Raw genomic sequence first — 26,077 nt, 5'->3', positions numbered from 1 at the left:
GCCCGGCCGATGTGGGCAGCCGCTCAGAACACCTGCAGGCTGATCCAGTACGCGAAGGCCGCGACGAAGGCCGACGCGGGGATCGTGAAGATCCAGGCCCACACGATGTTCCCCGCCACGCCCCAGCGCACCGCGCTGGCGCGCTGGACCGAGCCGACGCCGACGATGGCGCCGGTGATGGTGTGGGTGGTCGACACCGGGATGCCCAGCGCGGTCGCCAGGAACAGCGTCAGCGCCCCGCCCGTCTCGGCGCAGAAGCCGCCCACGGGTTTGAGCTTGGTGATCCTCTGGCCCATCGTCTTCACGATGCGCCAGCCACCGAACATGGTGCCCAGCGCGATCGCGGTGTAGCAGCTGACGATGGTCCAGGTCGGCGGCGCATCGGCGCCCGAATGGCCGGTCGCGATCAGCAGCATCCAGATGATGCCGATGGTCTTCTGCGCATCGTTGCCGCCGTGGCCGAGGCTGTACGCACCGGCCGACACCAGTTGCAGCCGGCGGAACCATCGGTCCACCCGCGAAGGCGTGGCGCGCCGGAACACCCAGGCCACCAGCACCATCATGGCCGAGCCGAGTGCGAAGCCCAGCAGCGGCGAGACGAAGATGAAGGCGATCGTCTTCCAGATGCCGGCCGCCACCAGCGCGCCCGCGCCGGCCTTGGCGATCACCGCGCCGACGATGCCGCCGATGAGCGCATGCGACGAACTGCTGGGAATGCCGTAGTACCAGGTGACGAAGTTCCAGGTGATGGCGCCGATGAGCGCCCCGAAGACCACATGCACGTCGACGATGCCCGGTTGCACGATGCCCTTGCCCACGGTCGCTGCCACGCTCAGGTGGAAGACGAAGATCGCCACCAGATTGAAGAAGGCGGCGAAGGCCACCGCCTGGGCCGGCTTGAGCACGCCGGTCGACACCACGGTGGCGATCGAGTTCGCCGCGTCGTGGAAGCCGTTCATGAAGTCGAACGCGATCGCCAGCAGCACCAGCAGCACGACGACCCACAGGCCTACCTGAACCGTATCCATGGAATGCCGCGCTTCAGGAGTTCTCGAGGACGATGCCCTCGATCACGTTGGCGACGTCCTCGCACTTGTCGGTGATGGTCTCGAGCAGCTCGTAGATGGCCTTGAGCTTGATGACCTCGCGCACATCGGGCTCCTCGCGGAACAGCTTGCTCATGGCGCTGCGCATCACGCGGTCGGCGTCGGATTCGAGCCGGTCGATTTCCTCGCAGGTCTTGAGCGTGGCCTCGGCCACCGCCGGGTCGGCGATCTTGCCGAGGTACTTGACGGCGTCCTTCAGGCGGTCGCAGCACTTCACGCTCAACGCGGTGAGCCGCACGATCTCTTCGGTCATGTGGCGCACGTCGTACAGCGCCATGGTCTCGGCCGAGTCCTGGATCAGGTCGGCCACGTCGTCCATCGTGTTGATGAGCTTGTGGATCTGCTCGCGGTCGATCGGCGTGATGAAGGTCTTGTGGATCAGCCGGTTGACGTCGTGCGTCACGCGGTCGGCCGCGCGCTCGGCGTTGTCGACGTCGCGGTTGTACTGCTCGCGCAGGTGCAGGTCGCTGTAGTTGGCGACCAGATTCTCGAAAGCACGCGCCGCCTCCACGATGCGCTCGGCGTGCTGGTTGAACATCTCAAAAAAATTGCCCTCTCGGGGCAGCAACTTGCCGAACATGGCGGTGGTCCTTAAACGATCCGTGTGTCGTCGTGATGACGATTTCGTGACAGTCGGGAGTGTAAGGGCCGGCGCGACGGGGCCTGCGTCGCCCGTCGCCGGCAGCTCACAACCGCTCGATCGCCTGGCCGGCCACGGCCGCGAGTTGCTGCGGCAACACCCGGTCGGGCGCGATCTCGGCCAGGGGCACCAGCACGAAGGCGCGCTCGAGCATGCGGGGGTGCGGCAAGGTCAGCCGAGGCGTGTGGAGCACCGTGTCGCCGTGGCACAGCAGGTCGAGGTCCAGCGTGCGGGGCGCGTGGTGATATGGGCGCTCGCGCCCGGCGTGCTGTTCCAGGCGCTGCAACGCGTCGAGCAGGGCGTGGGGCGCCAGGCCCGTGTCGATGGCCACCACCGCGTTGATGAAGTCGGGCCCGCTCGCCTCGAAAGGCGCCGTGCGGTAGAGCGATGAGCAGGCCGTGACCCGCGTGCGCGGAATCATGTCGATCTGCTTCATCGCAATGCGCACGGTCGCCGGTGCATCACCCAGGTTGGCGCCGAGCGCCACGAACGCCAGGGTCATGGCCGCGCGTCAGGCGGCCCCGCCGTCACCCAAGCCACCCGCGCCGCCGCCGCCAGTGCGCGGCTTGCGGCGACGCCGGCGCTTGCGCGGTGCCTCGCCGTCGGGCGGCACCGCACCGGCCGTCTCGCCGGCGTCATCTGTCTCGTCACGCTCGGGCTCGTCACGGTCCGGCCCGGCAGCGGCGGGCGCATCCGTACGATCCGTACGTGGGGCCGGCTTGGCGCGCACCCGGCTGCGGGTCGGTGCCTTCTGTTCTTCGCGCACCTGGTCGAGCAGGTCCTGGCGGCGCAGGTCGTCGGCAGTGCTGAATTCCTGCCACCACTCGGCGATGGCCTCGCTCACCTCGCCCACGTCGGCGCGCAGCCGCATGAAGTCGAAGGCGGCACGGAAGCGCGCCTGCTCGACCAGACTGTAGGGCGTCGAGCCGACGCGCTTGTCGAAGCGCGGCTGCATCATCCAGATCTCGCGCATGTCGCCGCCGAGCTTGCCGCGGCCGGACACGTCGCCGATGCGGGTGTTGAAGACGTCGTCGATCGCGTCCTGCAGCGCCGGGAAGGCAGGCTGACCGCGCTGGCCGTTGCGCCCTTCGAGGCGCTGCGCCCAGCCGTCGCGCACGTCGGCCCACAGCACGCAGGCCAGCAGGAAGCTCGGCGCCACCGGCTTGCCCTCGCCGACGCGGCGGTCGGTGTCCATCAGGGCGGCCTTCACGAAGGGCTGCTCGGCGCGCTCCACCACCACGTCGAGCAGCGGATAGATGCCGGTCGCCAGGCCCAGCTTGCGCAGCTGGGCGATGGTGGCCACGGCATGCCCGGTCTGCAGCAGCTTGAGCATCTCGTCGAACAGGCGGCTCTGCGGCACGTCGGCCAGCAGCTTGCTCGATGCGACGAGCGGCGCGGCGGTCTTGGGCTCGATCTCGAAGCCCAGGGCAGCCAGCTTGGCCGAGAAGCGGATCGCGCGGATGATGCGCACCGGGTCTTCGCGGTAGCGGGTGATCGGGTCGCCGATCATGCGCAGCACCAGCTTCTTGGCGTCCTTGATGCCGTTGTGGTAGTCCACCACGATGCCGCTGGCCGGGTCGTAGTACATGGCGTTCACGGTGAAGTCGCGGCGCGCCGCGTCTTCTTCCTGCGGGCCCCAGACGTTGTCGCGCAGCACGCGGCCGCTCGAATCGACGGCATGCGTCATGCCGGCGAGCTCGCCCTTGCTGGTGCGCTCGTTGCCCTTGACCTGCTCGGCCGCCGCGTTGTCCATGTAGGCGCGGAAGGTCGAGACCTCGATGACTTCGTGCTCCCGCCCACGCCCGTACACCACATGCACGATGCGGAAGCGCCGGCCGATGATGAAGGCGCGGCGAAACAGGCTCTTGACCTGCTCCGGCGTGGCGTTGGTCGCCACGTCGAAGTCCTTCGGCCGCAGGCCCAGCAGCAGGTCGCGCACCGCGCCGCCCACGACGTAGGCCTCGTAGCCGGCGCCCTGCAGCGTGGTGACCACGTTCTTGGCGCGCTCGTCGACCAGCGCCGGGTCGATGCCGTGCACGCTGGCGGGGACTTCCTGGCGCTTGCCGAATCGCGACTTGGCACTGGCACTGGCGCCGCCGGACTTGCCCAGCAGTTTGTCGATGAATGTCTTGATCATTGGAAAAAGGTCGGACGCACTGCGCCCCGGTTGGCGTTATTGGTTTTCGAGCATCGATCGGATCAGCGGGATCGTCACCGCGCGCTGGGTCTGCAGCGCATAGCCGTCGAGCTGGTCGAGCAGCTCCATCAGGCTGCCCAGGTCGCGGCTGAAGCGGTGCAGCATGTAGTCGAGCACGTCGTCGCCCAGCAGCACGCCACGCGCATCCGCGGCCTGCCGCAACACGGCCCGGCGCTCCGGCTCGCTCAGCAGCTGCAAGTGGAACACATGGCCCCAGCCCAGGCGGGTGCGCAGGTCCTCGCGCAGCGCCAGATCGGCCGGCGGCAGGGCACCGGCAGCCACGACGCCGCGCTGCAGCGTCTGCGCATTGACGAACCAGTTGAAGGCGGTGTGCTGCTGCACCGCGGTGTAGAGGTGCACGTCGTCGAGCACCACGGCGCCCCAGCGCTCGTCGAATTCGGGCGGCTCCAGCAGGCCGGCGTGCAGCCAGCCCACCAGGGCGCCCTGCTCGCGCAGGGCGCTGCGCACGCCTTCGAGCAGGTGCGTCTTGCCGCTGCCGCTCTCGCCCCACAGGTAGGTGGGCACGGGCGAATGCAGCGTCGGCGCGTGCGCGTCGCCCACCCACACGCGCAGATGGCGCAGGGCGGCTTCGTTCGGTCCGGCGAAGAAGCCGGCCAGCGTGGGGCCGGTCGAAAGGCCGATGTCGAGCGCAAGCTGCTTCATGCCGGGAGCGAAGCGGGCGGCTGCCGTGGCACGGAGGACGCAAACAAGGGGTTCATGGGGCCGGGCGCGGGGGGCCCTTAAAATCGTCTCGAATTCTATCGGCCCGGCCGTTTCGGTTGCCGGCGCCCCGCCCACCCTCTTCGTCGTCCCGTCCGCCAAGCCTGCTCTGCCCATGAACTCCAACACGCCCACCCCGCTCAGCTACAAGGACGCCGGCGTCGACATCGATGCCGGCGACGCGCTGGTCGACCGCATCAAGCCCCTGGCCAGGAAGACGATGCGCGAAGGCGTGCTGGCCGGCATCGGCGGCTTCGGCGCCCTGTTCGAGGTGCCCAAGCGCTACAAGGAACCGGTGCTGGTGAGCGGCACCGACGGCGTGGGCACCAAGCTCAAGCTGGCCTTCGAATGGAACATGCACGACACGGTCGGCATCGACCTGGTCGCCATGAGCGTGAACGACGTGCTGGTGCAGGGCGCCGAGCCGCTGTTCTTCCTGGACTACTTCGCCTGCGGCAAGCTCGACGTCGACACCGCCGCAGCGGTGGTCGGCGGCATCGCCCGCGGCTGCGAGCTCTCGGGCTGCGCGCTGATCGGCGGCGAAACCGCCGAAATGCCCGGCATGTACCCGGCCGGCGAATACGACCTGGCGGGCTTCGCGGTCGGCGCGGTCGAGAAGTCGAAGATCCTCACCGGCCAGGACGTGAAGCCGGGCGACGTGGTGCTGGGCCTGGCCTCGGCCGGCGTGCATTCCAACGGCTTCAGCCTGGTGCGCAAGGTGATCGAGCGCGCCGGCGCCGACCTGCCGGCCACGCTCGACGGCAAGGCCTTCCGCGAAGCGGTGATGGAACCCACCCATCTCTACGTGAAGCCGGTGCTCGAGGCGCTGGGCAGGCACCCCATCAAGGCGCTGGCCCACATCACTGGGGGCGGCCTGCTGGAGAACATCCCGCGCGTGCTGCCCGAAGGCACCGCCGCCCACCTGAAGAAGGGCAGCTGGCCGCAGACCGAACTCTTCGCCTGGCTGCAGAAGGTGGCCGGCATCGACGACATCGAGATGAACCGCACCTTCAACAACGGCATCGGCATGGTGGTGGTCATCGACGCCGCAGAAGCCGCGGCCTGCGCCGCCACGCTGCGTGCCGCCGGCGAGACGGTGCACGACATCGGCGTCATCGCCGAGCGCGGCGCCGGCGCTGCCGTGGTCGTCTCCTGATCGGCCGCCCCGGCGTGAGTGCTCCCGCCACCGGCCCATCACGCCCGATGGTGATCGCCAGCTACCTGCTGATCGCGGGTGCGTTGCTGCTGGTGATGTGGCACGGCTTGTTGCCCGGGCTGCTGTGCGTGTGCATCGGCTTCCTGGCCACGCGCCGGCTCGCCCGCGGGCTCGACGCCGTCGTGGTCCGGCGCCACCGCGCTGCGCTCCAGGCCCCCTTCACCTCGCCGATGGCACGGGCCATCGCGGCCACGCTGGTGATGCTGGCACCGCTGGTGGTGATGGCACTGGCCTTCTCGCAGGCACGCGAATTCGTGCTCAACGCGCCCGACCAGTACCGGGAGCTGCTCGATTACATCGCCCGCACGGTGCTCGAACTGCGCCTGAAACTGCCGGCGGACATGGCGGTCTACCTGCCCGAAGGTGCGGCCGACGTGCAGCGCCTGGTGGCCGGCTATCTGCGCGCGCAGGCCGGCATGCTGGCGCTCACGGGCCGGGCCTGGCTCGGCGGACTGCTCTTCGCCTACGTCGGTCTGCTGGTCGGTGCACTGGCCGGTGCCGGCATGGCATCGGTCGGCGGCGGCCCGCTGACGGTGCTGCTGAGGCAGCGCATCACCCTGTTCGGCGAAGCCTTCGGGCAGATCGTGGCGGCGCAGTTCTGGATCGCCGCGTTCAACGCGCTGCTGACGACCGTCTTCCTGCTGCTGCTCCTGCCGCTGTGGGACCTGCGCCTGCCCTACACCCCGGCGCTGATCACGCTGACCTTCGTGGCCGGCCTGGTGCCGATCGTCGGCAACCTGCTGTGCAATGCGGTCATCACCATGGTCGGGCTGTCGGTGTCGCCCATCGCCGCGATCGCCTGCCTGCTCTTCCTGATCCTGATCCACAAGGCGGAGTACGTGATCAACGCCAAGGTGGTGGGCAGCCGCACGCAGATGGCCGTGTGGGAGCTGCTGGCCGTGATGTTCATGGCCGAGGCGGTGTTCGGGCCGGCCGGCCTGGTGGCCGCGCCGCTGTTCTACGCCTACCTCAAGAAAGAGCTGCAGGCCGCCCAGCTGGTCTGAAGCACCCCGCGCACCGCCGCGCGCGCAGCCTTCGCTTTTCCTCCGACGCTTTTCGGCGTTCACCGATCCCACGTCGCTGCCAGCGTGGAACTAACTTCAAGTCCGTCGAAGGGGAACACGGTCCTGAGCCCCATCGCTCACATGTCCATCGCCCGCATCGTGCGGCCGGTCGGCGGCGACGAGTCGGTTTCGCGCAATTTCGACTTCTCGATCACTTCCATTCGCGCGAGCATCCAGTCGGGTTACGACACGGCGATCGAGGTACTGGGCAAGGCTTGAACAGCACGCGGCCCGAGGCGGCACCGGGCCCGCGCCATCGAGACACCAGCTGAGCTGGCATCCATCCAGCAACGCGACGAAGAGAAACGGGCCGCGCGGATTCGCGCCGCTAAGACGCGCTGCGCACCAGAAGGACCGGGACAGGACTCGTTCGAAGCACGTTCTCGGCGTCGCTTCCCAGGGCAACGCGGCCGATGCCCCTCCGGCCTGGGTTCCCATCACGATCAGATCGCAGCCCGCCTTGTTGGCCTCGTCGAGGATCACGCTAGCGATCCGTTCCTGGACAACTTCGCGCAGGCTGGTTTCGCTGGGCACGCCGGCTTCCGACGCGTGCTTCACAGCGTCGGCGAGCAGCTTCTTCGCATACGTCCTCAGTTCGTCGAGGGTCGTCTCGAAATTGGTGACGACCGACATCTCCATCATCATGGGGAAGTCGTCGATCACGTGCAGCAGGTGCAACTTGCTCTTGAGCGCGGTGGCCAGGCGCACCGCCTCGTCCAAGCCCCTTTGGGCTGTCCTGCTGCCGTCGATCGGAACCAGGATTTTTGTGTACGCAGCATTCTCCTTGTGACCAAGTGAGGGATGCGTCTACAACCGGCCGCGAGGTAGACGTCGGCGATTCCAATGGGGTGGGTCTCTTCGATGTCTCCCAGCGCAAGGAATCACCATCACCCGTGGATCGCTTGGACAGTCTAGGGAGACAGGGACGCCCTTTCTTGCGCTGCGTCAAAGCCTTCAGCGGCTCGCCGGAGGGGGCGACGCTGTTACTTCTGCGTTCCAGACGGACCCCGGTGCACTTGATCTAACGCAAAGAGAGCGCCAGGGCGCACTCCTAGAGTGATCCGGCAGCGTTTCCGTAGATGTTCTGCGCACGATGGCTGCACACAACGACAAGGAAGCACATGAAATCCGATGCACAACTGAGAAACGATGTCCTCGCCGAACTGCGGTGGGATCCGGTGGTCAACGAGACGGACGTGGGTGTCATCGTCAAGGACGGCAATGTGACGCTGACGGGGCATCTGTCGAGCTACGCCGAGAAATACGCCGCTGAGCGCGCGGCGCAACGTGTCAATGGCGTCAAGGGTGTTGCCGTGGAGCTGACGGTGGCGCTTCCATCCTTGCACAAGCGAACGGATGCCGAGATCGCCGCCGCCGTGGAGCGCGCCATCGAGTGGCACACGCTCATTCCCAGTGACCAGGTTCGCCCCACGGTCGAGAGGGGATGGGTCACGCTGAACGGGGAAGCTGAATGGGACTACCAACGCAGAGCGGCCGAGGGGGCCATGCGCAACCTCATGGGCGTGACCGGCGTCACGAACCTGATCAAGCTGAAGCCCCGCGTGAAGGCCGATGTGGTCGAGGGCAAGATCCGCGAGGCACTCGAACGACAGGCCGATCGCGAAGCGAAGAAGATCGAGGTCGCGGTGGCCGATTCCTCGGTCACCTTGCGCGGCAAGGTCCATTCGCTTTCCGAACGCTACGCGGCGCAGAGCGCCGCCTGGTCCGCACCGGGGGTGACCCGCGTGGTCAACGACATCGCGGTCGAGGCCTGAAGCCGCTGCTCGCGTGCCGCGTGCTCGGGCGTGCAAGCGCCGGACACCGGGTCGGGTCGGGCTGACGTGCCGCGTCGCACGAGCCGTCTCGACGTCATCGTGCGTCAGCGCCGAAGAGCCGGCGCATCTTTTGTTCTTGCACAGGGTTCGAGTAGGTGCAAGCGCGAACGGGGTCCGAGAACGGACCTCACAGATATCTCGTCAGAACACTTTCCATCAAGGACTATTCAATGAACGCCGACACCATTTCGAATGGGAGCGACCCCGTCGTCGCTGTCCACGAGTTGCACACTGCCGCCGAGGCAAGCGTCAGGAGCCTCAGCCTGGCGGGCTTCGACATGAAGAAGCTTTCCATCATCGGAAAGGGCTACCACACCGAAGAACACGCGCTGGGCTTCTACACCATCGGTGACCGCGTCAAGACCTGGGGCGGCATCGGCGGCTTCTGGGGGGCGATCTGGGGCCTGCTGGCAGGACCTGCGGTGTTCCTGATTCCCGCCGTCGGCATCGTGGCCGTTGCCGGGCCATTCGGGCTCGCACTGGTCGCTGCGCTCGAAGGCGCAGTGGTCGTGGGAGGCCTGTCCGCCCTTGCCGCGGCCTTGGTGGGGCTAGGCATGTCGAAGAATCTCGCGATCAAGTACGAAGCCGATGTCAAGGCCGACCGCTTCCTCGTGATCGTGCACGGCTCCGCCGACGACATCTCCCGCGCCCGCGCCATCCTCGCCAACGCGCCCCGCCCCGCCGACGCGCCGGCCCAGGCATGAAGCCAGGAGCAGACATCATGCAGATCGAGGCTCGCAAAGAGCGCACGGGCCGCGTCGCCCTGGTCACCGGTGGAACGACAGGTATCGGCGCAGCGATATCCGAAGCATTGCTGGCCGCTGGCTACCGCGTGGCCGCCAACTACCTGGGCAACATGCCGCTTGCCGAGGCCTTCAGTGCGCGCACCGGCATCCCGGTCTTCGAATGGAACGTCGCGGACCTGGCCGCATGCAACGACGGCGTGGCATGCGTGCAAGCGGCCATCGGAGCTGTCGAGGTCCTGGTCAACAACGCCGGCATCACGCGCGACGTGATGCTGCACAAGATGACGGCCGCGCAGTGGCGCGAGGTGATCGACGTGGACCTGGGCGGCTGTTTCGCGATGTGCCGCGCAGTGATCGAGGGGATGCGCGAGCGCCGCTTCGGGCGCATCGTCAACATCAGCTCGGTCAATGGCCTGTCGGGGCAAGCAGGCCAGACGAACTACGCGGCGGCCAAAGCGGGCTTGATCGGCTTCACCAAGTCGCTGGCACTCGAAGGCGCATCGCGCAACATCACGACGAATGCGATCGCGCCCGGCTACACCGATACCGCGATGGTCAGCGCGGTGCGGCCCGACGTGATGGAACAGATCCTCAAGGCGGTGCCCGCCGGCCGGCTGGGCCTGCCGTCGGAGATCGCTCGCGGTGCGGTGTTCCTCGCGGCCGACGATGCCGGATTCATCAACGGCATCACGCTGTCGATCAACGGCGGCAAGTACCTCGCATGACCTCGCGGCCATCGGCCACCGCGTCCTGCGCCTCGTGCATCGCCGCCGCCGTCGCCCGATCGTCGGGCAAGGAAACGCCATGAGCCATCTTCTCGCCTTCAAGACGACGGGCTGCCGCCTTTGCCGGCGCGAAGGCACGCATCTCCGCCCCCATAGAGTTCGCGCCTGTCCTGTCATTGGCTTTCCCGTGCGAGAGGGCCGACCCGAGGGCCGGACGGGGGTGAGCGTGGAACGGGTCGAGGCGATCGTGGCCACCGGTCTGACCAAGTGCTTCGGCGAAGGCGAGGCCCGGCGACAACGTCGGGTTCAGCGCGCACTTCGGCGAGATGGTGTTCCTGGTGGGGCCCTCGGGCAGCGGCAAGACCACGTTCCTGAGCATGATCTCGGGCATCCTGCGCCCCGACACAGGCACGGTCCAAGTCAAGGGCGCGGACATCTGGGCGATGACGCCGGACCAGCTCGCCGATTTCCGGCTCCACACGATCGGCTTCGTCTTCCAGGACTACCACCTGTTTCCGCGCCTGACCTCGGCCGAGAACGTCGCCATCCCGCTCATCCTCAGGGGGCGGGACTGGAACGAGTCGATCGCCACGGCGGACACGTTGCTCGCCACCGTCGGCCTGCGAGGGCACGGCGCGATGCTGCCGATCAAGCTGTCGGGCGGTGAGCAGCAGCGCGTGGCGATCGCGCGCGCCATCGCCGGCAGTCCCACCATTCTGGTCCTGGACGAGCCGACGGCCTCGCTCGACGGCGACACCGGCAAGATGATCATCGCCTTCGTCAAGAAGGAGGTGCTCAATTCGCAGCGCTGCATCCTGATCGTGACGCACGACGAGCGCATCGTGCACATGGAGGACGGGCGCATCACCGGCCTGGACAAGGGCACGCAATGAAGAACAAGCCCGTCTTCATGCTGTCGCTGCTGGGCATCGTGGCCGGGCTCGTGGCCGCCTGGTTCTTCGGCCATGCGCAGCCGCCCGCCTTCGCGCCGGTCAGCAGTCCCTATGCGACGGCTATCTACGCCAACGGCATCATCGAAAGCGATCAACCGGGCGGCTCCAACATCAGCCTCTACCCGAGGTGGCAGTCACCGTGATGCAGGTCCTTGCCCATGAAGGCCAACAGGTGCGCGCGGGCACGCCGCTGCTGCGTATCGACGACACGGTGCAGAGGGCCACGACGGAGCAATTGCGGCTGCAGGCCGAGGCGGCGACGACGCTGCTGGCCCAGCCCCAGGCGCAGCCACGGCTCGAGACCCTGGCCATCGCCAGCGCCCAGGTGGCACTGGCGGAGGCCAGTCTCAAGGCCGCACGCGATCAGGCCGGAAAGCGCCGCGCCAGTTTCGAGATCGATCCGCGATCCATCAGCAAGGACGTGCTGGACACGGCGTACAACACCGAACGCCAGGCCGAGGCGGCCCTGGACGTGGCGCGCAAGCAGTACGCACTGACGCGGGCAGGTGCGTGGCGCTACGACATCCTCAACCAGCAGCGGGAGGCCGACGCCCTGCAGCAGGCCTACCTGGCCGCACAGGCTGTGCTCGCCAAGTACACCCTCACCGCCAGGGTCGACGGTATCGTGCCGTCCATCAACAGCACGCCCGGCAGCTCGGTCTCCACGCTGGGCGCCTACGACGCCTACACCCAGGGCATGAACCCGCTGGTGGTTATGAGCGGGCCACAGGACTACCTGGCGGTGCGATGCTACGTGGACGAGATCCTCGTCTCGAGGCTTCCTGCGCCGGAGCGCATCCAGGCGCAGATGTCCATTCGTGGCACCGACGTCAAGGTCGCGCTGGAGTTCGTGCGGGTGCAGCCCTTCGTCTCACCCAAGATCGCGCTGTCCAACCAGCGCCAGGAGCGGGTCGATCTCCGGGTGCTGCCGGTCATCTTCCGCTTCAAGATGGCGACCCCCACCATGGCGTATCCGGGTCAGCTGGTCGATGTCTACATCGGCCAGAGGTGAGCATGGCCGCCTCGCCCCCGCCGATGCGGCACCTTGGATCCGGGATGCTCTGCGCGGTCTTGCTGGCCGGCTGCACGCTGGGACCGGATTTCGTGCGGCCCGCCGCGCCCGACGTGCCGCGATACACACGCGAGGAACAGGTGGAGGGCACGGAAATCGCGCAGGGCATTTCGCAGCGCTTCGCGCACGGCACGGCGCTGCAGTCCGACTGGTGGCGGCTGTTCCGGTCGCCTGCGCTGGACGCCGCCGTCGAGCAGGCGCTGGCCGGCAATCCCACGCTGCAGGCGGCCGAGGCGAGCCTGCGCGTCGCCCAGGACAACCTGCGTGCCGGTGATGCCGTGTTCTACCCGCAACTGACCGCGGGATCGAGCGTGGAGCGCGAGCGAAATGCCCCGGTGCAGCAGGGGTCGTCGGCCGGGGGAACGGTTTTCAGCCTCCGGACGCTGAGCGCCAGTGTGAGCTACCCGCTGGATGTCTTCGGCGGCGAGCGGCGCACGGTGGAGCGCCTGGGCGCCCTGGTCGATGTCCAGCGCCAGGCCCGCCGCGCCGCTTTCCTCACGCTGACGGCCAACGTCGTCAACGCATGCATCGCGCACGCGGCCTACCAGGCGCAGATCCGCGCCATGGAGGCCCTGGTCGCCCTGGAAACCGAGCAGTTGCGCGGCATCGAGGCGCAAGTGCGCACCGGCACCGTGCCCTATGCCAACCTGCTTTCGCAGCGCAGCCTGATCGCCGGCAACCAGGCCCTGCTGGCGCCCCTGCGGCAGAAATCCAGCCAGGCGGCGCACCTGCTGGCGCAGCTGCAGGGGCAACCGCCGACGCGCTCGGCGCCACCGGCGATCGCCTTCGCCTCCCTGGTGCTGCCGGCCGAACTCCCGCTGAGCGTGCCTTCGGAACTGGCGCGCCAGCGCCCGGACATCCTCGCGTCAGAAGCACAACTGCCTGCGGCCAGTGCGGACATCGGCGTCACCACCGCCGCCCTCTACCCCAGCTTCAGCCTGAACGCCACCTACGGCACGGCCAGCAACAGCCTCTCGGGCCTCTTCGGGGCGGCCGGCCGCTTCTGGAGCGTGGGGCCGACGCTGCTGGCGCCGCTGCTCGATGGAGGGCGACTGCGCGCGCAACGCCAGGCCGCGCGCGATGCCTTCGACGCGACCGAGGCCAACTACCGGCAGACCGTGCTGGCGGCCTTCGCACAGGTGGCCGACGTGCTCAAGGCGCTGGAGCACGACGCGCAGGCCCTCCAGGCCCTGGCCGCGTCGGAGCAGGACGCGCGCGAGGCGTTGTCGCTGCTTCAGTCGAGTTACCGCGCCGGGCTGACGCCCTACGTGGACGTGCAGGCCGCCGATGCCCAGTTCCACACGGCGAGCATCGCCACGCTCCAGGCCGCGGCCCAGCGATACCAGGACACGGTGGCCCTGTTCGCCGCCCTGGGCGGTGGATGGTGGAATCCGTCGGACGCCTCCCGAAAGGACGCCCTGCCATGAAGAGGCACGCATGAGACACGGCGGCATCTTGCGCGTCGGCTTCAAGCTGCTGGTCAATGACCGGGCGAAATTCTTCGCGCTGCTGATCGGCATCACCTTCGCGGTGCTCCTCATGATGCAGATGACGGCCACGTTCTCCGAGATCCTGAACCGCGCCTACGCGACGGTCACCAACATCGGTGCGACGATGTGGATCATGGACCCCGCCGTCAACACGGCCGCCAGCTCGATACCGCTGCCCGACTACCTGCTGGACGCCGTCCGCAGCATGGACGGTGTGCGCTATGCGGTACCGCTGTTCATCGGCGGCGCACAGGTGCGCCTGGCCAGCGGCACCTACCAGGGCATCACCGTGATCGGACTGGACGACACCAGCCTGTTCGGGCGTCCCGAGCTGGAACAGGGGCGCATCGAGGACATCTATGCCGACAACTCCTTCTTCGTGGTCAACGATGCCGAGTTCGACAAGCTGGAGCACCCGAAGATCGGCACGACCTTCGAACTCAACGACCACCGCGGCGTGATCGTCGGCATCGCCAGGGTCGCCTCCAGCGGCCTGAACGGCGTGCCGACGCTCTACACCACCTACAGCCGCGCCATCGAGTACATCCCCACCACCCGCTTCACGATTTCCTATGTCCTGCTACAGGCCAAGGACGATGCCGCCATCGTGGGCATCAAGCGCCAGGTGGTGTCGCTGGGCTACGTCGCCTTCACGAAGGACGAGTTCAACCAGCGCATCGCCGACTACTACACCTACAAGACCTGCATCGGCACCAACATCCTTCTGATGACGGTGATCAGCTTTCTGGTCGGCCTCTCGATCTCCGGCCAGACCTTCTACAGCTTCATCCTGGAAAACCTGGAGAAGTTCGGCGCACTCAAGGCCATCGGCGCACGCAGCCGCGAACTGGTCTACATGATCCTCTTCATGGCGACCTTCACCGCGATGACCGGTTTCGGGCTGGGCGTGGGGCTGGTGACGCTGATGATCACCATCGCCCGCTCCCGGCTGCCGAACTATGCCGCGATGATCACCTTCTGGAATGTCGGACTGGCGTTCGGCATGGTCGTGATCATCGCGGCGATCTTCTGCTGGTTCGGCGTGCGCCGGGTTCTGAAGATCGAGCCCTTCGACATCTTCAGAGACTGAGGCATCGCCCCCATGAAAAAACGAGCACGCGCCGCGGGATCCCCCATGCGGCTCTTCACCCAGGGCTTCAGCCGCTTCCTGCACCGTCGCCGCGCGCTGCGGCACTTCGGCCGTCGGCCGCTCCTGGGCGCCCTCGCCCATGGCCAGGCGCCCGAAGCCTCCGCCCCGCTCGCGGCCGAGCTGCTGCGCGCCGCCGCGGAGCCGCCCGCCGATGCGCTTCGCCGGCTGGGTTCCGGTGCGCACGGGCTGGCGCAGGACGAAGCGGTCCAGCGCCTGGCGCGCGACGGCCCCAACGAAGTGGACCACGAGAAGCCGCTGCCGGGCTGGCTGCGGCTTTGGCGCTGCTACCTCAACCCCTTCAACCTGCTGTTGACGGTGCTCGCCGCCCTGTCGTGGCTGAGTGCGGACGCCAGGGCCATGCTGGTCATCGGCCTCATGGTGGGCCTGAGCACGCTCCTGCGCTTCGTGCAGGAAGGCCGGTCGCACCGGGCCGCCGAGAGCCTGCGCTCGCTGGTGGGCAACACCGCCACCGTACTGCGCCCCGGACCCGGCGCATCCGATGCGCCGCTGCAGGAGATTCCCGTGCGCCAACTGGTGGCCGGTGACGTCGTCGCGCTGTCAGCCGGCGACATGGTGCCGGCCGACTGCCGCGTGCTGGCGGCACGCGACCTGTTCCTGGCGCAGTCGGCGATGACGGGGGAATCCGCACCGGTGGAGAAATTCGTCGAGCCTGCCGACGCCGCAGCCGGGCCGCTGGAGGCACGCAACCTGGTCTTCATGGGGACCAGCGTGGTCTCGGGTGCCGCCACGGCCCTTGTGCTGGCGACCGGTCCGCGCACCTACTTCGGCACGCTCGCGGCGCGCGCGCAGGCCGTGGAGTCGACGCCCAATGCGTTTCAGGCCGGCGTCAACAGCGTGAGCTGGCTGCTGATCCGCTTTGCGGCGGTGATGGTCCCCCTCGTCTTCGTGCTGAACGGCTGGACCAAGGGCGACTGGCTGCAGGCATTCCTGTTCGCGGTGTCCGTCGCCGTGGGCCTCACGCCGGAAATGCTGCCGATGATCGTGACCACCACGCTGGCCAAGGGGGCGGTGCGGCTGTCTCGCAGGAAGGTCGTGGTCAAGCGGCTGGACGCGATCCAGAACTTCGGCGCAATGGATGTGCTCTGCACCGACAAGACGGGCACGCTGACGCAGGACAGGATCGCGGTGGCGCGCAAGACCGATGCCTTCGGTCAGACGTCGATGGAGGTGCTGAACTTCGCCTTCCTCAACAGCTACTACCAGACCGGCCTGAAGAACCTGCTCGACCACGCCGTGCTCGAACAGGTGGAAGTGGCCCGGGAACTGCAGCTGAAAGAGGCTTACCGCAAGATCGACGAGATCCCGTTCGACTTCGTGCGCCGGCGCATGTCGGTCGTGGTGGCCGAGCACGATGCGAATGGCGAGCACCACGAACTGATCTGCAAGGGCGCTCTGGACGAGGTGGTGGCGATCTGCACCCAGGTGCGTCGCGCCGCCGGTGCGCAGCCCGGGGATGCAGCGCACGACGTGCCACTCGACGCTACGGCGCTCGCGCGCGTGCAGGCCTACACGCAGGCGCTGGGCGCCGAGGGACTGCGCGTGGTCGCGGTGGCCATGAAGGAGCTGCCACCCGCGCAAGCCACCTACGCCGTGGCCGATGAGGGCGGCCTCACCCTGGTGGGGATCATCGCCTTCGTGGATCCGCCCAAGGAGTCTTCCGCGCCCGCGCTTCGGGCGTTGGCCGCGCACGGCATCCGCGTCAAGGTGCTCAGCGGCGACAACGCATCGGTGACTGCGCATGTCTGCGCCCAGGTCGGACTGCCGGCAGCGCCCGTGTTGCTGGGCACGCAGGTGGAGGCCATGGACGATGCGGCCCTGCAGGCCGCTGCCGAGCAGCACGACGTGTTCGCCAGGCTCGCGCCGCTGCACAAGGAGCGCATCGTGCGGGCGCTGCGCGCGCGCGGCCATGTGGTCGGCTTCATGGGAGACGGCATCAACGACGCACCGGCCCTGCGCGCGGCCGACATCGGCATCTCGGTGGACTCGGCCGTGGACATCGCCAAGGAGGCAGCTGACATCATCCTGCTGGAGAAGAGCCTGCTGGTGCTGGATCAGGGCGTGATCGAGGGCCGCACCACGTTCTGCAACATGCTCAAGTACATCCGGATGACGGCCAGCTCGAACTTCGGCAACGTGCTGTCGGTCCTGGTGGCCAGCGCCTTCCTGCCCTTCCTGCCGATGCTGCCCCTGCAGCTGCTGGTGCAGAACCTGCTGTACGACGTGTCGCAGACCGGCATCCCCTTCGACAACGTCGATGCGGAGCTGGTGGCGCGGCCGCTGAAGTGGAACCCGGCCGACATCGGCCGCTTCATGCTCTTCTTCGGGCCGCTGTCCTCGATTTTCGACATCGCGACGTTCGCCGTGATGTGGTGGGTCTTCGGGGCCGACAGCGTGGCGCAGCAGGGCCTGTTCCAGACGGGCTGGTTCGTCGTCGGCCTGCTGACGCAGACACTGGTGGTGCACCTGATCCGCACGCCCAGGCTGGCCTTCGTGCAGAGCTGGGCCTCACCGCCGCTGCTGGCGATGACGGGGGCCATCGCGCTGCTCGGCCTGTCGCTCCCGATGGGGCCGCTGGCGCCCTACTTCAAGCTGCAGGCGCTGCCGCCAGCGTACTTCGGCTGGCTGGCCGCCATCCTGCTGGGCTACGTCGTCCTGACCACGGTGATGAAGCGCTGCTACATACGGCGATTCGGGTGGCAGTGAGGCACCGGATCGGGGACACCGGGCGCCCTGGCGGCGAATCCCGCGATGCATCCCGCGCAGCACCGTCGGGCCTTCGCGCGGCCGGCCTCCGGCAATGCGTGCGCGTTTGACGCATCGCAAGGCGGCCGACGCCACCGCCCCCATCATCGGACGGTCCTCCAAGGAGATCCGCCATGCCGTTCCTCGTTCAAAACCTGGGCTTCCTCGACTGCGCCGTGCGCCTCGCCATGGGTGTCTGGCTCATCGCCTTGGCCGACCTCGGGACGATCGGTCTCTGGGGCTACATCGGTGTGATGCTGCTCCTGAGCGGCACCATCGGCAGTTGTCCTGCCTACTCGCTGCTTGGCTTCAGCACGCGCGACGGCGCGAGCCGCTGACCCCGTGAACATGGTCGTACACCAGGTCGGCATCGTCACCCCGGCCAGGGCCGGGGCCGATGGCGCGAACGATGCGACGACGGCCGGCAAACAGTCCGCGCCGGCGCTGGAGACGCGTGCGCTGACACGCCGCTTCGGCGACAAGGTGGTCGTGGATCGCCTCGACCTGTCGGTCACGGAAGGCGAAGTCTTCGGCCTCCTCGGTCGCAACGGCGCCGGCAAGAGCACGCTGATCAAGATGCTCACGACGTTGCTGCCGCCCAGCGCAGGCAGCGCGAGCGTGGAAGGTCTCGACGTGGTGCGCCAGGCCACCCAGGTGCGGGCCGCCATCGGCTACGTGCCGCAGGCACTGTCGGCCGACGGGGAGCTGACCGGCTACGAGAACCTGTTCGTGTTCGCCTGCCTGTACGACATCCCGCGTGCCGAGCGGCCGCAGCGCATCGCCGAAGCACTGGCCTTCATGGACCTGCAGGACGCCGCCGGACGGCTGGTCGCCACCTACTCGGGCGGCATGATCCGCCGCCTGGAGATCGCCCAGTCCATGCTGCACCGGCCGCGCCTGCTGTTCCTGGATGAGCCCACCGTCGGCCTGGACCCGGTGGCGCGCGACACGGTGTGGGCGCACATCCGCGAGCTGCGGGCCAAATTCAACACCACGATCTTCATGACCACCCACTACATGGAAGAGGCGCAGGCCCTGTGCTCGCGCTTCGGCATCCTGCGCGCGGGGCGCCTGGTCGCCTGCGGGACGCTGGACGGGCTGCGCAGGGACAGCGAGCTGCCCGACGCCACGCTGGACGCGCTGTTCGCGCATTACACGGGCGAGTCGGCCGAGGCCGCCGGCGCCTATGGCGACACCGCGGACACGCGGCAATCGAGCCAGAGGCTGTCATGAGCCTCGCCGTTCGCAGCCTGCGTTATCTCGCCAAGGTGGCGGCGATCACCGGCATGGACATGCGCAAGCTGCGCCATGACCCGACCGAGCTGCTGACGCGCGCCATCCAGCCCATGCTGTGGCTGCTGGTCTTCGGCCAGGTCTTCGCCCGGGCCCACGCCGTCCCGACCGGTGGCGTGGACTACATCGCCTTCCTCGTGCCCGGCATCCTGGCGCAAAGCGTGCTGTTCGTCGCCATCTTCAACGGCATCTCCGTGATCTGGGAACGCGACCTGGGCATCGTGCACAAGTTCCTCGCCAGCCCCACGCCACGCACGGCACTGGTGCTGGGCAAGGCCCTGGCTTCGGGTGCGCGCGCGCTGACGCAGGCGGTGATCGTCTACGGAGTGGCGATGGTCCTGGGCGTGCCGCTGGTCTGGAGTCCGCAAGCACTGCTGGGCGTGGTCACCCTGGTACTGCTGGGCGCCGCGCTGTTCTCGACCTTCTCGCTGATCATCGCCTGCATCGTCAAGACGCGCGAGCGCTTCATGGGCATCGGCCAGGTGCTGACGATGCCCCTGTTCTTCGCGAGCAATGCCATCTATCCGACCGAGATCATGCCGCCGTGGCTGAAGGTCGTGGCGCACCTCAACCCGCTGAGCTACGTGGTCGACGGACTGCGCGCGCTGATGCTGGTCGGTGGCAGTTCCACGCTCGGCCTGGGAATGGACTTCGGCGTGCTGGTGGTGGGGATGGCCGTGCTGGTGTGGGTCGGCGGCTGGATGTATCCACGCCTGATTACATGACAGACATCTCCCTCGCATTCGGTGCCAGGGAGCCCGGAAGCCGAACGCCTGCCCGCAAGGCAGGCGGGCGTGGAACTCACTGGATCTGAAGCAACCGGCTCGTGGTGCCTTCGCGCTTGGGCAGCGTCAGACGCAGAACGCCGTCCTCCAGCTTGGCCACCGCCGACTTCTCGTCCACGTCGCTCGCCAGCGTGAAGCCGCGCGAGACGCTCCCATGGTAGGTTTCCTTGACCAGCGAGCGGCCATGCTTCTCTTCTTGTTCCTTCTTGATCTCCGCGGTGATCGACACGTAGTTGCCGTCGATGGACACCCGGATGTCTTCCTTCTTCGCGCCGGGAATCTCGGCGCTGACCAGGTACTCGTGGTCGTTCTCGCTGACGTCCACGCGCAGGTCGGCGGGAATGTCCGTGTCGTCGAGCATCTGCAAGGGCCGGGCCCATCGCCGCATGAGCTCCGGGAAGAGATTCTCGATCCTGTCAAGGCGCGCCAGTGTGGTCATAGCAATCTCCAAGATTGATGGAACGAACGTATGTCGAGCGACCCTGTTCTCCTGAGATAGCTCGACTGAATCAGTCTATGGAGCGGCCGGAGCGCCTCATTGAGTTGGATCAAGGGAAGGACCGGCGCCGATATGGCGCGGACGCACGGCCGGGCGGCGCGGGCGAGGGCATGGCCCAGAGCTTGATCGCGCGCAAGGCGAGGCACTGAGGTAGCCCCTAGCCTTGTGCTTTCAACGCGTCACCAAGGAAGCACCATGCCGCGGACCTTCATGAAGCGCCACTGCGCGGCGGCGGCCACGCTTCCCGTCTGTTCGACTACAGGCGACGCGAGTTCGCGCCTGCGATGAACCTCCAGACCCTCATCGACGCGCTGGGAGAGCGCATCCGCGTGCCCTTCTCGATCGCGTTGCCCGACGGCTCCTGCTACCGCAGCGGGGATGGCGAGCCCACCTTTCATCTCGTCCTCCGTTCCGATGCCGCCTTGCTTTCCTGCGTGGCGCGCGGTCACATGGGCCTGCTCGACGCCTACTTCGACCAGGAAGTCGAGATCGAGGGAAGCCTGGCCGCAGCGCTGGGCGCGGGCATGGCGGGAGGTCTCAACCAGCACCTCAATGCGGTGAGTCATGTCGAGAATCAGCTCCACGAGCTGCGCTTCTCCAACCACAGCCGGGAGCACGCAAAGGCCAATGCGCGCGCCCACTACGGGCTGGGGACCGAGTTCTACCGCCTGTGGCTCGATGCGCCGCTGATGATGTACACCTGCGGCTACTGGCCGGAGGGCACGCAGACGCTCGAAGACGCGCAACGCCAGAAGATCGATCACGTCTGTCGTAAGCTGCAACTCGCCAGCGGGGACCGCTTCGTGGACATCGGCTGCGGCTTCGGCGGTTTCATGTTTCGTGCGTTCGAGACCACAGGGGCGACGGGTGCCGGCATCAACACGACCACCGAGCAGGTTCTCTGGCTGCACGACGAGATCGCGCATCGCGGGCTGTCTGCGCACCTGACGGTGCGCGAGTCCGATTTCCGAGATGTCGACGGTCCCTACGACAAGGTGGTTTCCATCGGTGTTCTGGAGCACGCGGGACGCGACCAACTGGCGGAGGTGGTCCAGGCGCATGCCGACTTCCTCAAACCCGGCGGATTGGGCCGTCCTGCACTTCATCGGCCACATCGGGCGCTACGAGACGGAACTCTTCATCCGGAAGCACGTCTTCCCGGGCGGCTGGATTCCGAGTCTGGCGGAGGTGATCGTCGAGATGGAGCACTGCGGGCTCGAAGTCGTCGACGTCGACGTCGAGAATCTGCGACGGCATTACGCGCCGACGCTGGATGCCTGGGCAGAGCGCTTCGACCGGCAATGGCCGGCGATCCAGGCGCTGGATCCCGAGCGCTTCGACGAACGGTTCCGGCGCATCTGGCGCGTGTACCTGATCGGATGCGCGGAGATGTTCCGCTCGCCGGCCGGCTACACGCACCTGTTCCAGATCGTTTTCAGCAAGGGCAACATCACGCGCAACGGCTATCCGATGAGTCGCGCGCACCTGTATGTCTGATCCGATGGCGGACCATGCGGCACGCACGAAGGCGTTGCGTGACACGATGGCGCTGCGACGCGCCAATGGCACGGCCCCCCTGCGGCTCGCCAAGGCCAGCTCGAACCTGTTTCGCGACCGCGCCTCAGGCGCACGTTCCCGGCTGGACCTGAGCGCCTTCGACCATGTGCTCCGGACGGACGCCGCCGGGGGCTGGGTCGACGCCGAAGGGCTCACGCGTTACGAGCACCTGGTCGACGCCACCCTGACGCAGGGTCTGATGCCCGCCGTGGTGCCGCAGCTCAAGACCATCACCGTCGGCGGCGCGGTATTTGGTGTGGGCATCGAGGCGACCTCCTTCCGCAGGGGGCTGGTGCACGACACGATGCTCGAGCTCGATGTGCTGCTGCCCGGCGGCGACATCGTCGCGTGTACCCCGGACAACGAGCACAGCGACCTGTTCCGCGGCTTTGCGAATTCCTACGGCACGCTGGGCTACGCGCTCCGCGTCCGGCTGCGCACGCTCCCGGTGCGGCCCTTCGTCCGTGTCGAGCATCGCGCATACACGGTGGCGGAAGACTTCTTCGAGACCTTGTCGCAAGCACACCGTGGCACGGCCGACTTCGTCGACGGCGTGGTGTTCGGGCCCGGGCGAATGATCGCTAACGTCGGACATTTCACCGATCAGGCCCCCTGGCTGTCGGACTACGGGTACGAGCACATCTATTACCAGTCACTGACGCGGCAGCCGATCGACTACCTGCGCACGCTCGATTACCTGTGGCGCTGGGACACCGACTGGTTCTGGTGCTCCCGGAACGTGGGTGCGCAGCACCCACTGGTGCGCTGGCTGCTGGGCCGAAAGCGCCTCAATTCGCACACCTATACGAAGCTGATGCGCTGGAACGCCCGCTGGGGCATCACGCGCCGATTGGCACGCTGCCGCGGGCTGTATCCAGAATCGGTGATCCAGGACGTCGACATTCCGGCGGGCCGCGCGGCGGAGTTTCTGAACTTCCTGCTCCAACAGATCGGCATCCTGCCCATCTGGATCTGCCCGATCCAGGCCGCCGACCCGGCGAAGCCGTTTCCGCTTTATCCCAGGCCCGCGGGTGAGGCCTGCATCAATTTCGGCTTTTGGGACGTGGTCCACAGCCCGGTGGCACGCGAGGCTGGCCACTTCAACCGGCTGGTGGAGCGAGAAGTGCAGCGGCTGGGCGGCATCAAGTCCCTGTATTCCGACAGCTTCTTCACGCGGGAAGAGTTCGCCATGGCCTACGACATGGACAGCTATACCGCCCTGAAGACCAAGTACGACCCCCAGCATCGCGCGCTTGGCCTCTACGAAAAGTGCGTTTTGCACGCCTGACGAGGGGGCCAGGAGACGACGGGTGCAGCCCGTCCGCGGTCTTGACGCCGCGCAATGAATGCGCCGCAGCAGCGTTCCAGAATCGGATATTTTTCGGCGAGGCAATCCATGCATCGGTACCTTTCCATGCGTCGCGTGGCGCTCTTCCTGGCCTTGGCTGTGGGCGCGACTGCCATGGCCGCCTCGTCCGGACCGATGCCTGGGGGATTTCTCAATAGCGGTGTGGGCGAGGAAGAGCAGCAGGCGATGCAGGCGGAGCGCCAGAACTACAACCTGCGCATGACCTTCGCGTCCGCAGGCAGTGGCGAGTTCCTCACTGGAATCCCCGTGACGATCGAGGGCATCGATCGCGCCGGCGAATTCGGCCCCTACCCGGACAGCGGCCCACTGCTTTGGGTGCGGCTCGAACCCGGCAGCTACCGGGTGCGTGCGACTTACGAAGGAAACGTCCAAGTCAAGACGGTCCGGATCGGCAAGGGCGCTGTCGAGCTGGTGTTCTACTGGCCCGGTGCGACACCGCGGGCGGAGCGTTGACAGGCAGATGCCCATGATGCGCGCCATGACGCTGCACAAGCCTGGCCAGGCGTTGCGCATGGAAACGCGCCCGCTGCCAGCGCCTGGACCGGGTGAAGTGCGGCTTCGCGTCTCCGCCTGCGCAGTCTGCCGTACCGATCTGCACGTCGTCGACGGGGAGTTGGACCTGCCGCACCTGCCGCTCGTCCCGGGACACGAGATCGTCGGCGTTGTCGATGGCATCGGCGAAGGCGTGACGCATCTCGCGCTGGGCGATCGCCTGGGTGTTCCCTGGCTCGGCCATAGCTGCGGGCATTGCGTGTTCTGCCGACTGGGCCGGGAGAACCTCTGCGACCAGCCGCTGTTCACCGGGCATGGCCGCGATGGCGGCTTCGCCACACACGTGGTCGCCGAAGCCGCGTTCTGCCTGCCATTGACCTTGCCGATGGACGCGGTTCACCTGGCGCCGCTGATGTGTGCGGGGCTGATCGGCTGGCGATCGCTCAGGATGGCCGGCGACGATGCGATGAAGATCGGCCTCTACGGCTTCGGCGCGGCTGCGCACTTGATCGCGCAGGTCGCACGGCATCAGCGCCGCGAGATCTTCGCCTTCACGCGTGCGGGCGACACGCAAGCCCAGGCCTTCGCACGCACCCTGGGCGCCGTGTGGGCCGGCGGATCGGAAGAAGCCCCGCCCGTCCTGCTGGATGCGGCCCTGATCTTCGCCCCGGTCGGCGCGCTGGTACCGCTCGCCCTGCAAGCGGTGCGCAAAGGCGGGCGGGTCGTCTGCGGCGGCATCCACATGAGCGACATCCCGTCGTTCGCGTACCGGCTGCTCTGGGAGGAGCGGCAACTGCTGTCGGTGGCGAACCTGACGCGCGCCGACGCGCGCGAGTTCTTGGCCGTGGCGGCGACGGTGCCCCTGCGCGTGGAAACGACGATCTACCCCCTCGAACGGGCCAATGACGCACTGGACGACTTGCGCGCAGGCCGGCTGCAGGGCGCGGCGGTGCTCGTGCCGTAGCACCGCCAGCCGTTCAGCGCCCTGTGGTCTAGGCGGTGGGCGGCGAGGCATTCGCCGCATAGAGGTCGCGCCGTGACATGGGCACCGGCCAGTGGCCGGAATCCCGCCGGGACGCTAGAACCTGATAGATGCCCGTGCCGCCGGACTCGAACTCCAGCGCGCATGCGGCCATGTAGAGGCGCCAGACCCGGTAGGTCGGCTCATCGACTTCGCGCAGCGCCGCGTCGCGGTTCGCCTCCAGCCGCTGCACCCAATGGCGCAGCGTCAGCGCGTAGTGGGGGCGCAGGCCTTCGACGTCATGGATCTCGAAGCCGGTGCGTTCCATACCGAGCTGAATGTTGCTGATGCAATCGAGCTCGCCGTCCGGGAACACGTAGCGATTGATGAACTCGGACGCCACCGTCTTGTTCCATCCCTCCTCGTCGTGCGTGATGCCGTGGTTGAGGAAGAGCCCGCCCGACCGAAGCACCCGATGCACCGCCGCAAGATAGCCGGGCAGGTTGCCCAGGCCCACGTGCTCGAACATGCCGATGCTCGACACCTTGTCGTACGTTGCGTCTGCAGGGAGATCCCTATAGTCGCAAAGCGCCACGGTGACCTGTCCCTCCAGGCCTTCGGTACGGATGCGGTCCCGCGCGTAGTCGAGCTGACGTTGACTGAGAGTGATGCCGTGCGCTCGCACGCCATATTCGCGCGCCGCCCAGCACACCAGCGCCCCCCAGCCACACCCGATGTCGAGCAACCGGTCGCCGCGCACCAGCCGCAGCTTGCGGCAGATCAGATCGAGCTTGTTGCGCTGGGCCTGCTCGAGCGTGTCGTCGGTCCGCTCGAACACCGCGCAGGAATAGACGCGCTGCTCGTCCAGCCACAGGCCGTAGAAGGCGTTGGAGACATCGTAGTGAAAGGCAATGGCGGCGCGGTCGCTATCGCGGGAATGCCGATGGGAAAAGCGCTGCTGCCAGCGAGACAGCGCCGTTCCGCCGTTCGCGGAATCGGCTTCGCGGGCCGCCGGCAGGCGCCAGGCGTCGCGCAGCAATGCCAGCTTTTCGCGCCACGACAGCATCATGGAAGCGAAGTGGTCCTTCAGTCGAAGTGCGCTGTAGAGGTCTCCTTCCACGTCGAGCGCGCCACGGAAGTAGGCGTCGGCCAACAGCAATGGATTGCGCTCGGTGACCATGCGGCGCAGCAGCACCGGGTCGCGCAGCACCAGTGTGAAGGTGGGAACGCACCCCCGCGGCTCGATCAGCGCGCCGTTCCACAGGCGGAGCATGGGCGGTGCCTCGAACCCTCGAAGCAGGCGTGCGAGGATGCGAATCGCCGGCAGCAGGGCCGAACCGGGTTCTTCCTCCGTGCGCCCGTCGGTGTACTTCAGCGAATAGGTGTCCATGATCTCAAGGCACCCGCGCTCGGCCGACGAGGATGGCGCGCGCACTTGCGATGG

26 protein-coding genes and 3 pseudogenes are annotated in these 26,077 nt (G+C 67.5%); 19 read left to right on the top strand and 10 right to left on the bottom strand.

Going from position 1 to position 26,077, the window contains the following annotated elements; all coding sequences use genetic code 11:
- Nucleotides 1-23: 23 nt before the first annotated feature.
- From N8A90_RS01280 to hda, 5 genes are all read right to left on the bottom strand, one after another.
- Complete coding sequence (locus N8A90_RS01280) at nucleotides 24-1,028, bottom strand: inorganic phosphate transporter (protein ID WP_262072826.1); 1,005 nt, start codon at nucleotides 1,026-1,028, stop codon at nucleotides 24-26.
- A 13-nt stretch (nucleotides 1,029-1,041) separates the two neighbouring features.
- Nucleotides 1,042-1,686, bottom strand: a complete 645-nt coding sequence (locus tag N8A90_RS01275; protein WP_262072825.1) for a DUF47 domain-containing protein — start codon at nucleotides 1,684-1,686, stop codon at nucleotides 1,042-1,044.
- A 106-nt stretch (nucleotides 1,687-1,792) separates the two neighbouring features.
- Nucleotides 1,793-2,248, bottom strand: a complete 456-nt coding sequence (gene folK / locus N8A90_RS01270) for a 2-amino-4-hydroxy-6-hydroxymethyldihydropteridine diphosphokinase (protein ID WP_262072824.1) — start codon at nucleotides 2,246-2,248, stop codon at nucleotides 1,793-1,795.
- Nucleotides 2,249-2,257: 9 nt separating this feature from the next.
- Nucleotides 2,258-3,883: a polynucleotide adenylyltransferase PcnB gene (pcnB, locus tag N8A90_RS01265; RefSeq protein ID WP_262072823.1), complete on the bottom strand. Its 1,626-nt coding sequence runs from the start codon at nucleotides 3,881-3,883 to the stop codon at nucleotides 2,258-2,260.
- Nucleotides 3,884-3,919: 36 nt separating this feature from the next.
- Nucleotides 3,920-4,606 carry a DnaA regulatory inactivator Hda gene (gene hda, locus N8A90_RS01260; RefSeq protein WP_262072822.1) on the bottom strand — a complete coding sequence of 229 codons (687 nt, stop codon included), beginning with the start codon at nucleotides 4,604-4,606 and terminating at the stop codon, nucleotides 3,920-3,922.
- A gap of 172 nt (nucleotides 4,607-4,778) precedes the next feature.
- On the opposite strand from hda, the gene purM reads away from it, so the two are divergent.
- From purM to N8A90_RS25445, 3 genes are all read left to right on the top strand, one after another.
- Nucleotides 4,779-5,819, top strand: a complete 1,041-nt coding sequence (purM, locus tag N8A90_RS01255) for a phosphoribosylformylglycinamidine cyclo-ligase (protein WP_262072821.1) — start codon at nucleotides 4,779-4,781, stop codon at nucleotides 5,817-5,819.
- Nucleotides 5,820-5,866: 47 nt separating this feature from the next.
- Nucleotides 5,867-6,883, top strand: a complete 1,017-nt coding sequence (locus N8A90_RS01250) for an AI-2E family transporter (RefSeq protein WP_262073139.1) — start codon at nucleotides 5,867-5,869, stop codon at nucleotides 6,881-6,883.
- 141 nt (nucleotides 6,884-7,024) lie between these two features.
- On the top strand, nucleotides 7,025-7,162 hold the full coding sequence (locus N8A90_RS25445; RefSeq protein ID WP_410087624.1) for a DUF3734 domain-containing protein: 138 nt from the start codon (nucleotides 7,025-7,027) through the stop codon (nucleotides 7,160-7,162).
- Nucleotides 7,163-7,271: 109 nt separating this feature from the next.
- Here the strand turns inward: N8A90_RS25445 and N8A90_RS01245 are convergent, their stop codons facing one another.
- A complete protein-coding gene (locus N8A90_RS01245) occupies nucleotides 7,272-7,343 on the bottom strand; it encodes a hypothetical protein (protein WP_262073138.1) in 72 nt (23 codons plus the stop codon).
- Between the two features lie 98 nt (nucleotides 7,344-7,441).
- Nucleotides 7,442-7,663: pseudogene (locus N8A90_RS01240) on the bottom strand (universal stress protein); the annotation flags it as partial.
- 401 nt (nucleotides 7,664-8,064) lie between these two features.
- On the opposite strand from N8A90_RS01240, the gene N8A90_RS01235 reads away from it, so the two are divergent.
- The 3 genes from N8A90_RS01235 to phbB all read left to right on the top strand — a co-directional run bounded on the left by N8A90_RS01235 (nucleotide 8,065) and on the right by phbB (nucleotide 10,249).
- Nucleotides 8,065-8,718: a BON domain-containing protein gene (locus tag N8A90_RS01235; RefSeq protein WP_262072820.1), complete on the top strand. Its 654-nt coding sequence runs from the start codon at nucleotides 8,065-8,067 to the stop codon at nucleotides 8,716-8,718.
- Between the two features lie 230 nt (nucleotides 8,719-8,948).
- Nucleotides 8,949-9,482 carry a DUF1269 domain-containing protein gene (locus tag N8A90_RS01230; RefSeq protein WP_262072819.1) on the top strand — a complete coding sequence of 178 codons (534 nt, stop codon included), beginning with the start codon at nucleotides 8,949-8,951 and terminating at the stop codon, nucleotides 9,480-9,482.
- A 17-nt stretch (nucleotides 9,483-9,499) separates the two neighbouring features.
- A complete protein-coding gene (gene phbB, locus N8A90_RS01225; RefSeq protein ID WP_262072818.1) occupies nucleotides 9,500-10,249 on the top strand; it encodes an acetoacetyl-CoA reductase in 750 nt (249 codons plus the stop codon).
- Here the strand turns inward: phbB and N8A90_RS25440 are convergent.
- Nucleotides 10,224-10,640, bottom strand: coding sequence for a hypothetical protein (locus N8A90_RS25440; protein ID WP_410087629.1), 417 nt, complete (start codon nucleotides 10,638-10,640; stop codon nucleotides 10,224-10,226). The genes phbB and N8A90_RS25440 overlap by 26 nt on opposite strands.
- Between N8A90_RS25440 and N8A90_RS01220 the strand changes: the two genes are divergently transcribed.
- The 8 genes and pseudogenes from N8A90_RS01220 (at nucleotide 10,576) to N8A90_RS01185 (ending at nucleotide 19,695) form a co-directional block, all read left to right on the top strand.
- The gene (locus N8A90_RS01220; protein ID WP_410087614.1) at nucleotides 10,576-11,142 is read left to right on the top strand and encodes an ABC transporter ATP-binding protein; all 567 of its coding nucleotides are present in this window, start codon (nucleotides 10,576-10,578) and stop codon (nucleotides 11,140-11,142) included. The two genes, N8A90_RS25440 and N8A90_RS01220, sit on opposite strands and share 65 nt — an antisense overlap.
- A pseudogene (locus N8A90_RS01215) lies at nucleotides 11,139-12,214 on the top strand (HlyD family secretion protein). Before N8A90_RS01220 ends, N8A90_RS01215 begins: the two are co-directional and overlap by 4 nt.
- A gap of 44 nt (nucleotides 12,215-12,258) precedes the next feature.
- Nucleotides 12,259-13,701, top strand: a complete 1,443-nt coding sequence (locus tag N8A90_RS01210) for an efflux transporter outer membrane subunit (protein ID WP_262072817.1) — start codon at nucleotides 12,259-12,261, stop codon at nucleotides 13,699-13,701.
- Between the two features lie 10 nt (nucleotides 13,702-13,711).
- Complete coding sequence (locus tag N8A90_RS01205) at nucleotides 13,712-14,854, top strand: ABC transporter permease (RefSeq protein ID WP_262072816.1); 1,143 nt, start codon at nucleotides 13,712-13,714, stop codon at nucleotides 14,852-14,854.
- Between the two features lie 45 nt (nucleotides 14,855-14,899).
- Nucleotides 14,900-17,638 (top strand): magnesium-translocating P-type ATPase, encoded by a 2,739-nt coding sequence (gene mgtA / locus N8A90_RS01200; RefSeq protein WP_262072815.1) that lies wholly within the window; start codon nucleotides 14,900-14,902, stop codon nucleotides 17,636-17,638.
- Between the two features lie 173 nt (nucleotides 17,639-17,811).
- Nucleotides 17,812-18,015, top strand: a complete 204-nt coding sequence (locus N8A90_RS01195; RefSeq protein ID WP_262072814.1) for a DUF2892 domain-containing protein — start codon at nucleotides 17,812-17,814, stop codon at nucleotides 18,013-18,015.
- A 10-nt stretch (nucleotides 18,016-18,025) separates the two neighbouring features.
- Nucleotides 18,026-18,910 carry an ABC transporter ATP-binding protein gene (locus tag N8A90_RS01190; RefSeq protein WP_262073137.1) on the top strand — a complete coding sequence of 295 codons (885 nt, stop codon included), beginning with the start codon at nucleotides 18,026-18,028 and terminating at the stop codon, nucleotides 18,908-18,910.
- Nucleotides 18,907-19,695, top strand: coding sequence for an ABC transporter permease (locus tag N8A90_RS01185; protein ID WP_262072813.1), 789 nt, complete (start codon nucleotides 18,907-18,909; stop codon nucleotides 19,693-19,695). Before N8A90_RS01190 ends, N8A90_RS01185 begins: the two co-directional genes overlap by 4 nt.
- 76 nt (nucleotides 19,696-19,771) lie before the next feature.
- Here N8A90_RS01185 and N8A90_RS01180 read toward each other — a convergent pair whose 3' ends face one another.
- On the bottom strand, nucleotides 19,772-20,194 hold the full coding sequence (locus N8A90_RS01180) for an Hsp20/alpha crystallin family protein (RefSeq protein ID WP_262072812.1): 423 nt from the start codon (nucleotides 20,192-20,194) through the stop codon (nucleotides 19,772-19,774).
- Between the two features lie 344 nt (nucleotides 20,195-20,538).
- On the opposite strand from N8A90_RS01180, the pseudogene N8A90_RS01175 reads away from it, so the two are divergent.
- From N8A90_RS01175 to N8A90_RS01155, 5 genes and pseudogenes are all read left to right on the top strand, one after another.
- Nucleotides 20,539-21,282, top strand: a pseudogene (locus tag N8A90_RS01175) (SAM-dependent methyltransferase); the annotation flags it as partial.
- Between the two features lie 31 nt (nucleotides 21,283-21,313).
- Entirely contained in the window at nucleotides 21,314-21,751 is a 438-nt protein-coding gene (locus N8A90_RS01170) for a class I SAM-dependent methyltransferase (protein ID WP_262072811.1), read from the top strand.
- Nucleotides 21,744-23,099 (top strand): FAD-binding oxidoreductase, encoded by a 1,356-nt coding sequence (locus tag N8A90_RS01165; protein WP_262072810.1) that lies wholly within the window; start codon nucleotides 21,744-21,746, stop codon nucleotides 23,097-23,099. The genes N8A90_RS01170 and N8A90_RS01165 overlap by 8 nt, the downstream gene beginning before the upstream one ends.
- A gap of 54 nt (nucleotides 23,100-23,153) precedes the next feature.
- Nucleotides 23,154-23,633: a hypothetical protein gene (locus tag N8A90_RS01160; protein ID WP_262072809.1), complete on the top strand. Its 480-nt coding sequence runs from the start codon at nucleotides 23,154-23,156 to the stop codon at nucleotides 23,631-23,633.
- 16 nt (nucleotides 23,634-23,649) lie between these two features.
- Entirely contained in the window at nucleotides 23,650-24,636 is a 987-nt protein-coding gene (locus N8A90_RS01155; protein WP_410087623.1) for a zinc-dependent alcohol dehydrogenase family protein, read from the top strand.
- A 28-nt stretch (nucleotides 24,637-24,664) separates the two neighbouring features.
- On the opposite strand, the gene N8A90_RS01150 is transcribed toward N8A90_RS01155, so the two are convergent.
- Nucleotides 24,665-26,023, bottom strand: coding sequence for a class I SAM-dependent methyltransferase (locus tag N8A90_RS01150; RefSeq protein WP_410087613.1), 1,359 nt, complete (start codon nucleotides 26,021-26,023; stop codon nucleotides 24,665-24,667).
- Nucleotides 26,024-26,077 lie beyond the last annotated feature (54 nt).

This window comes from Variovorax sp. N23 (assembly GCF_025486315.1).
Lineage (GTDB): Bacteria > Pseudomonadota > Gammaproteobacteria > Burkholderiales > Burkholderiaceae_C > Variovorax.
Note: the sequence above shows the minus strand (reverse complement) of the source record. Positions and strands in the feature narration are given on the sequence as shown.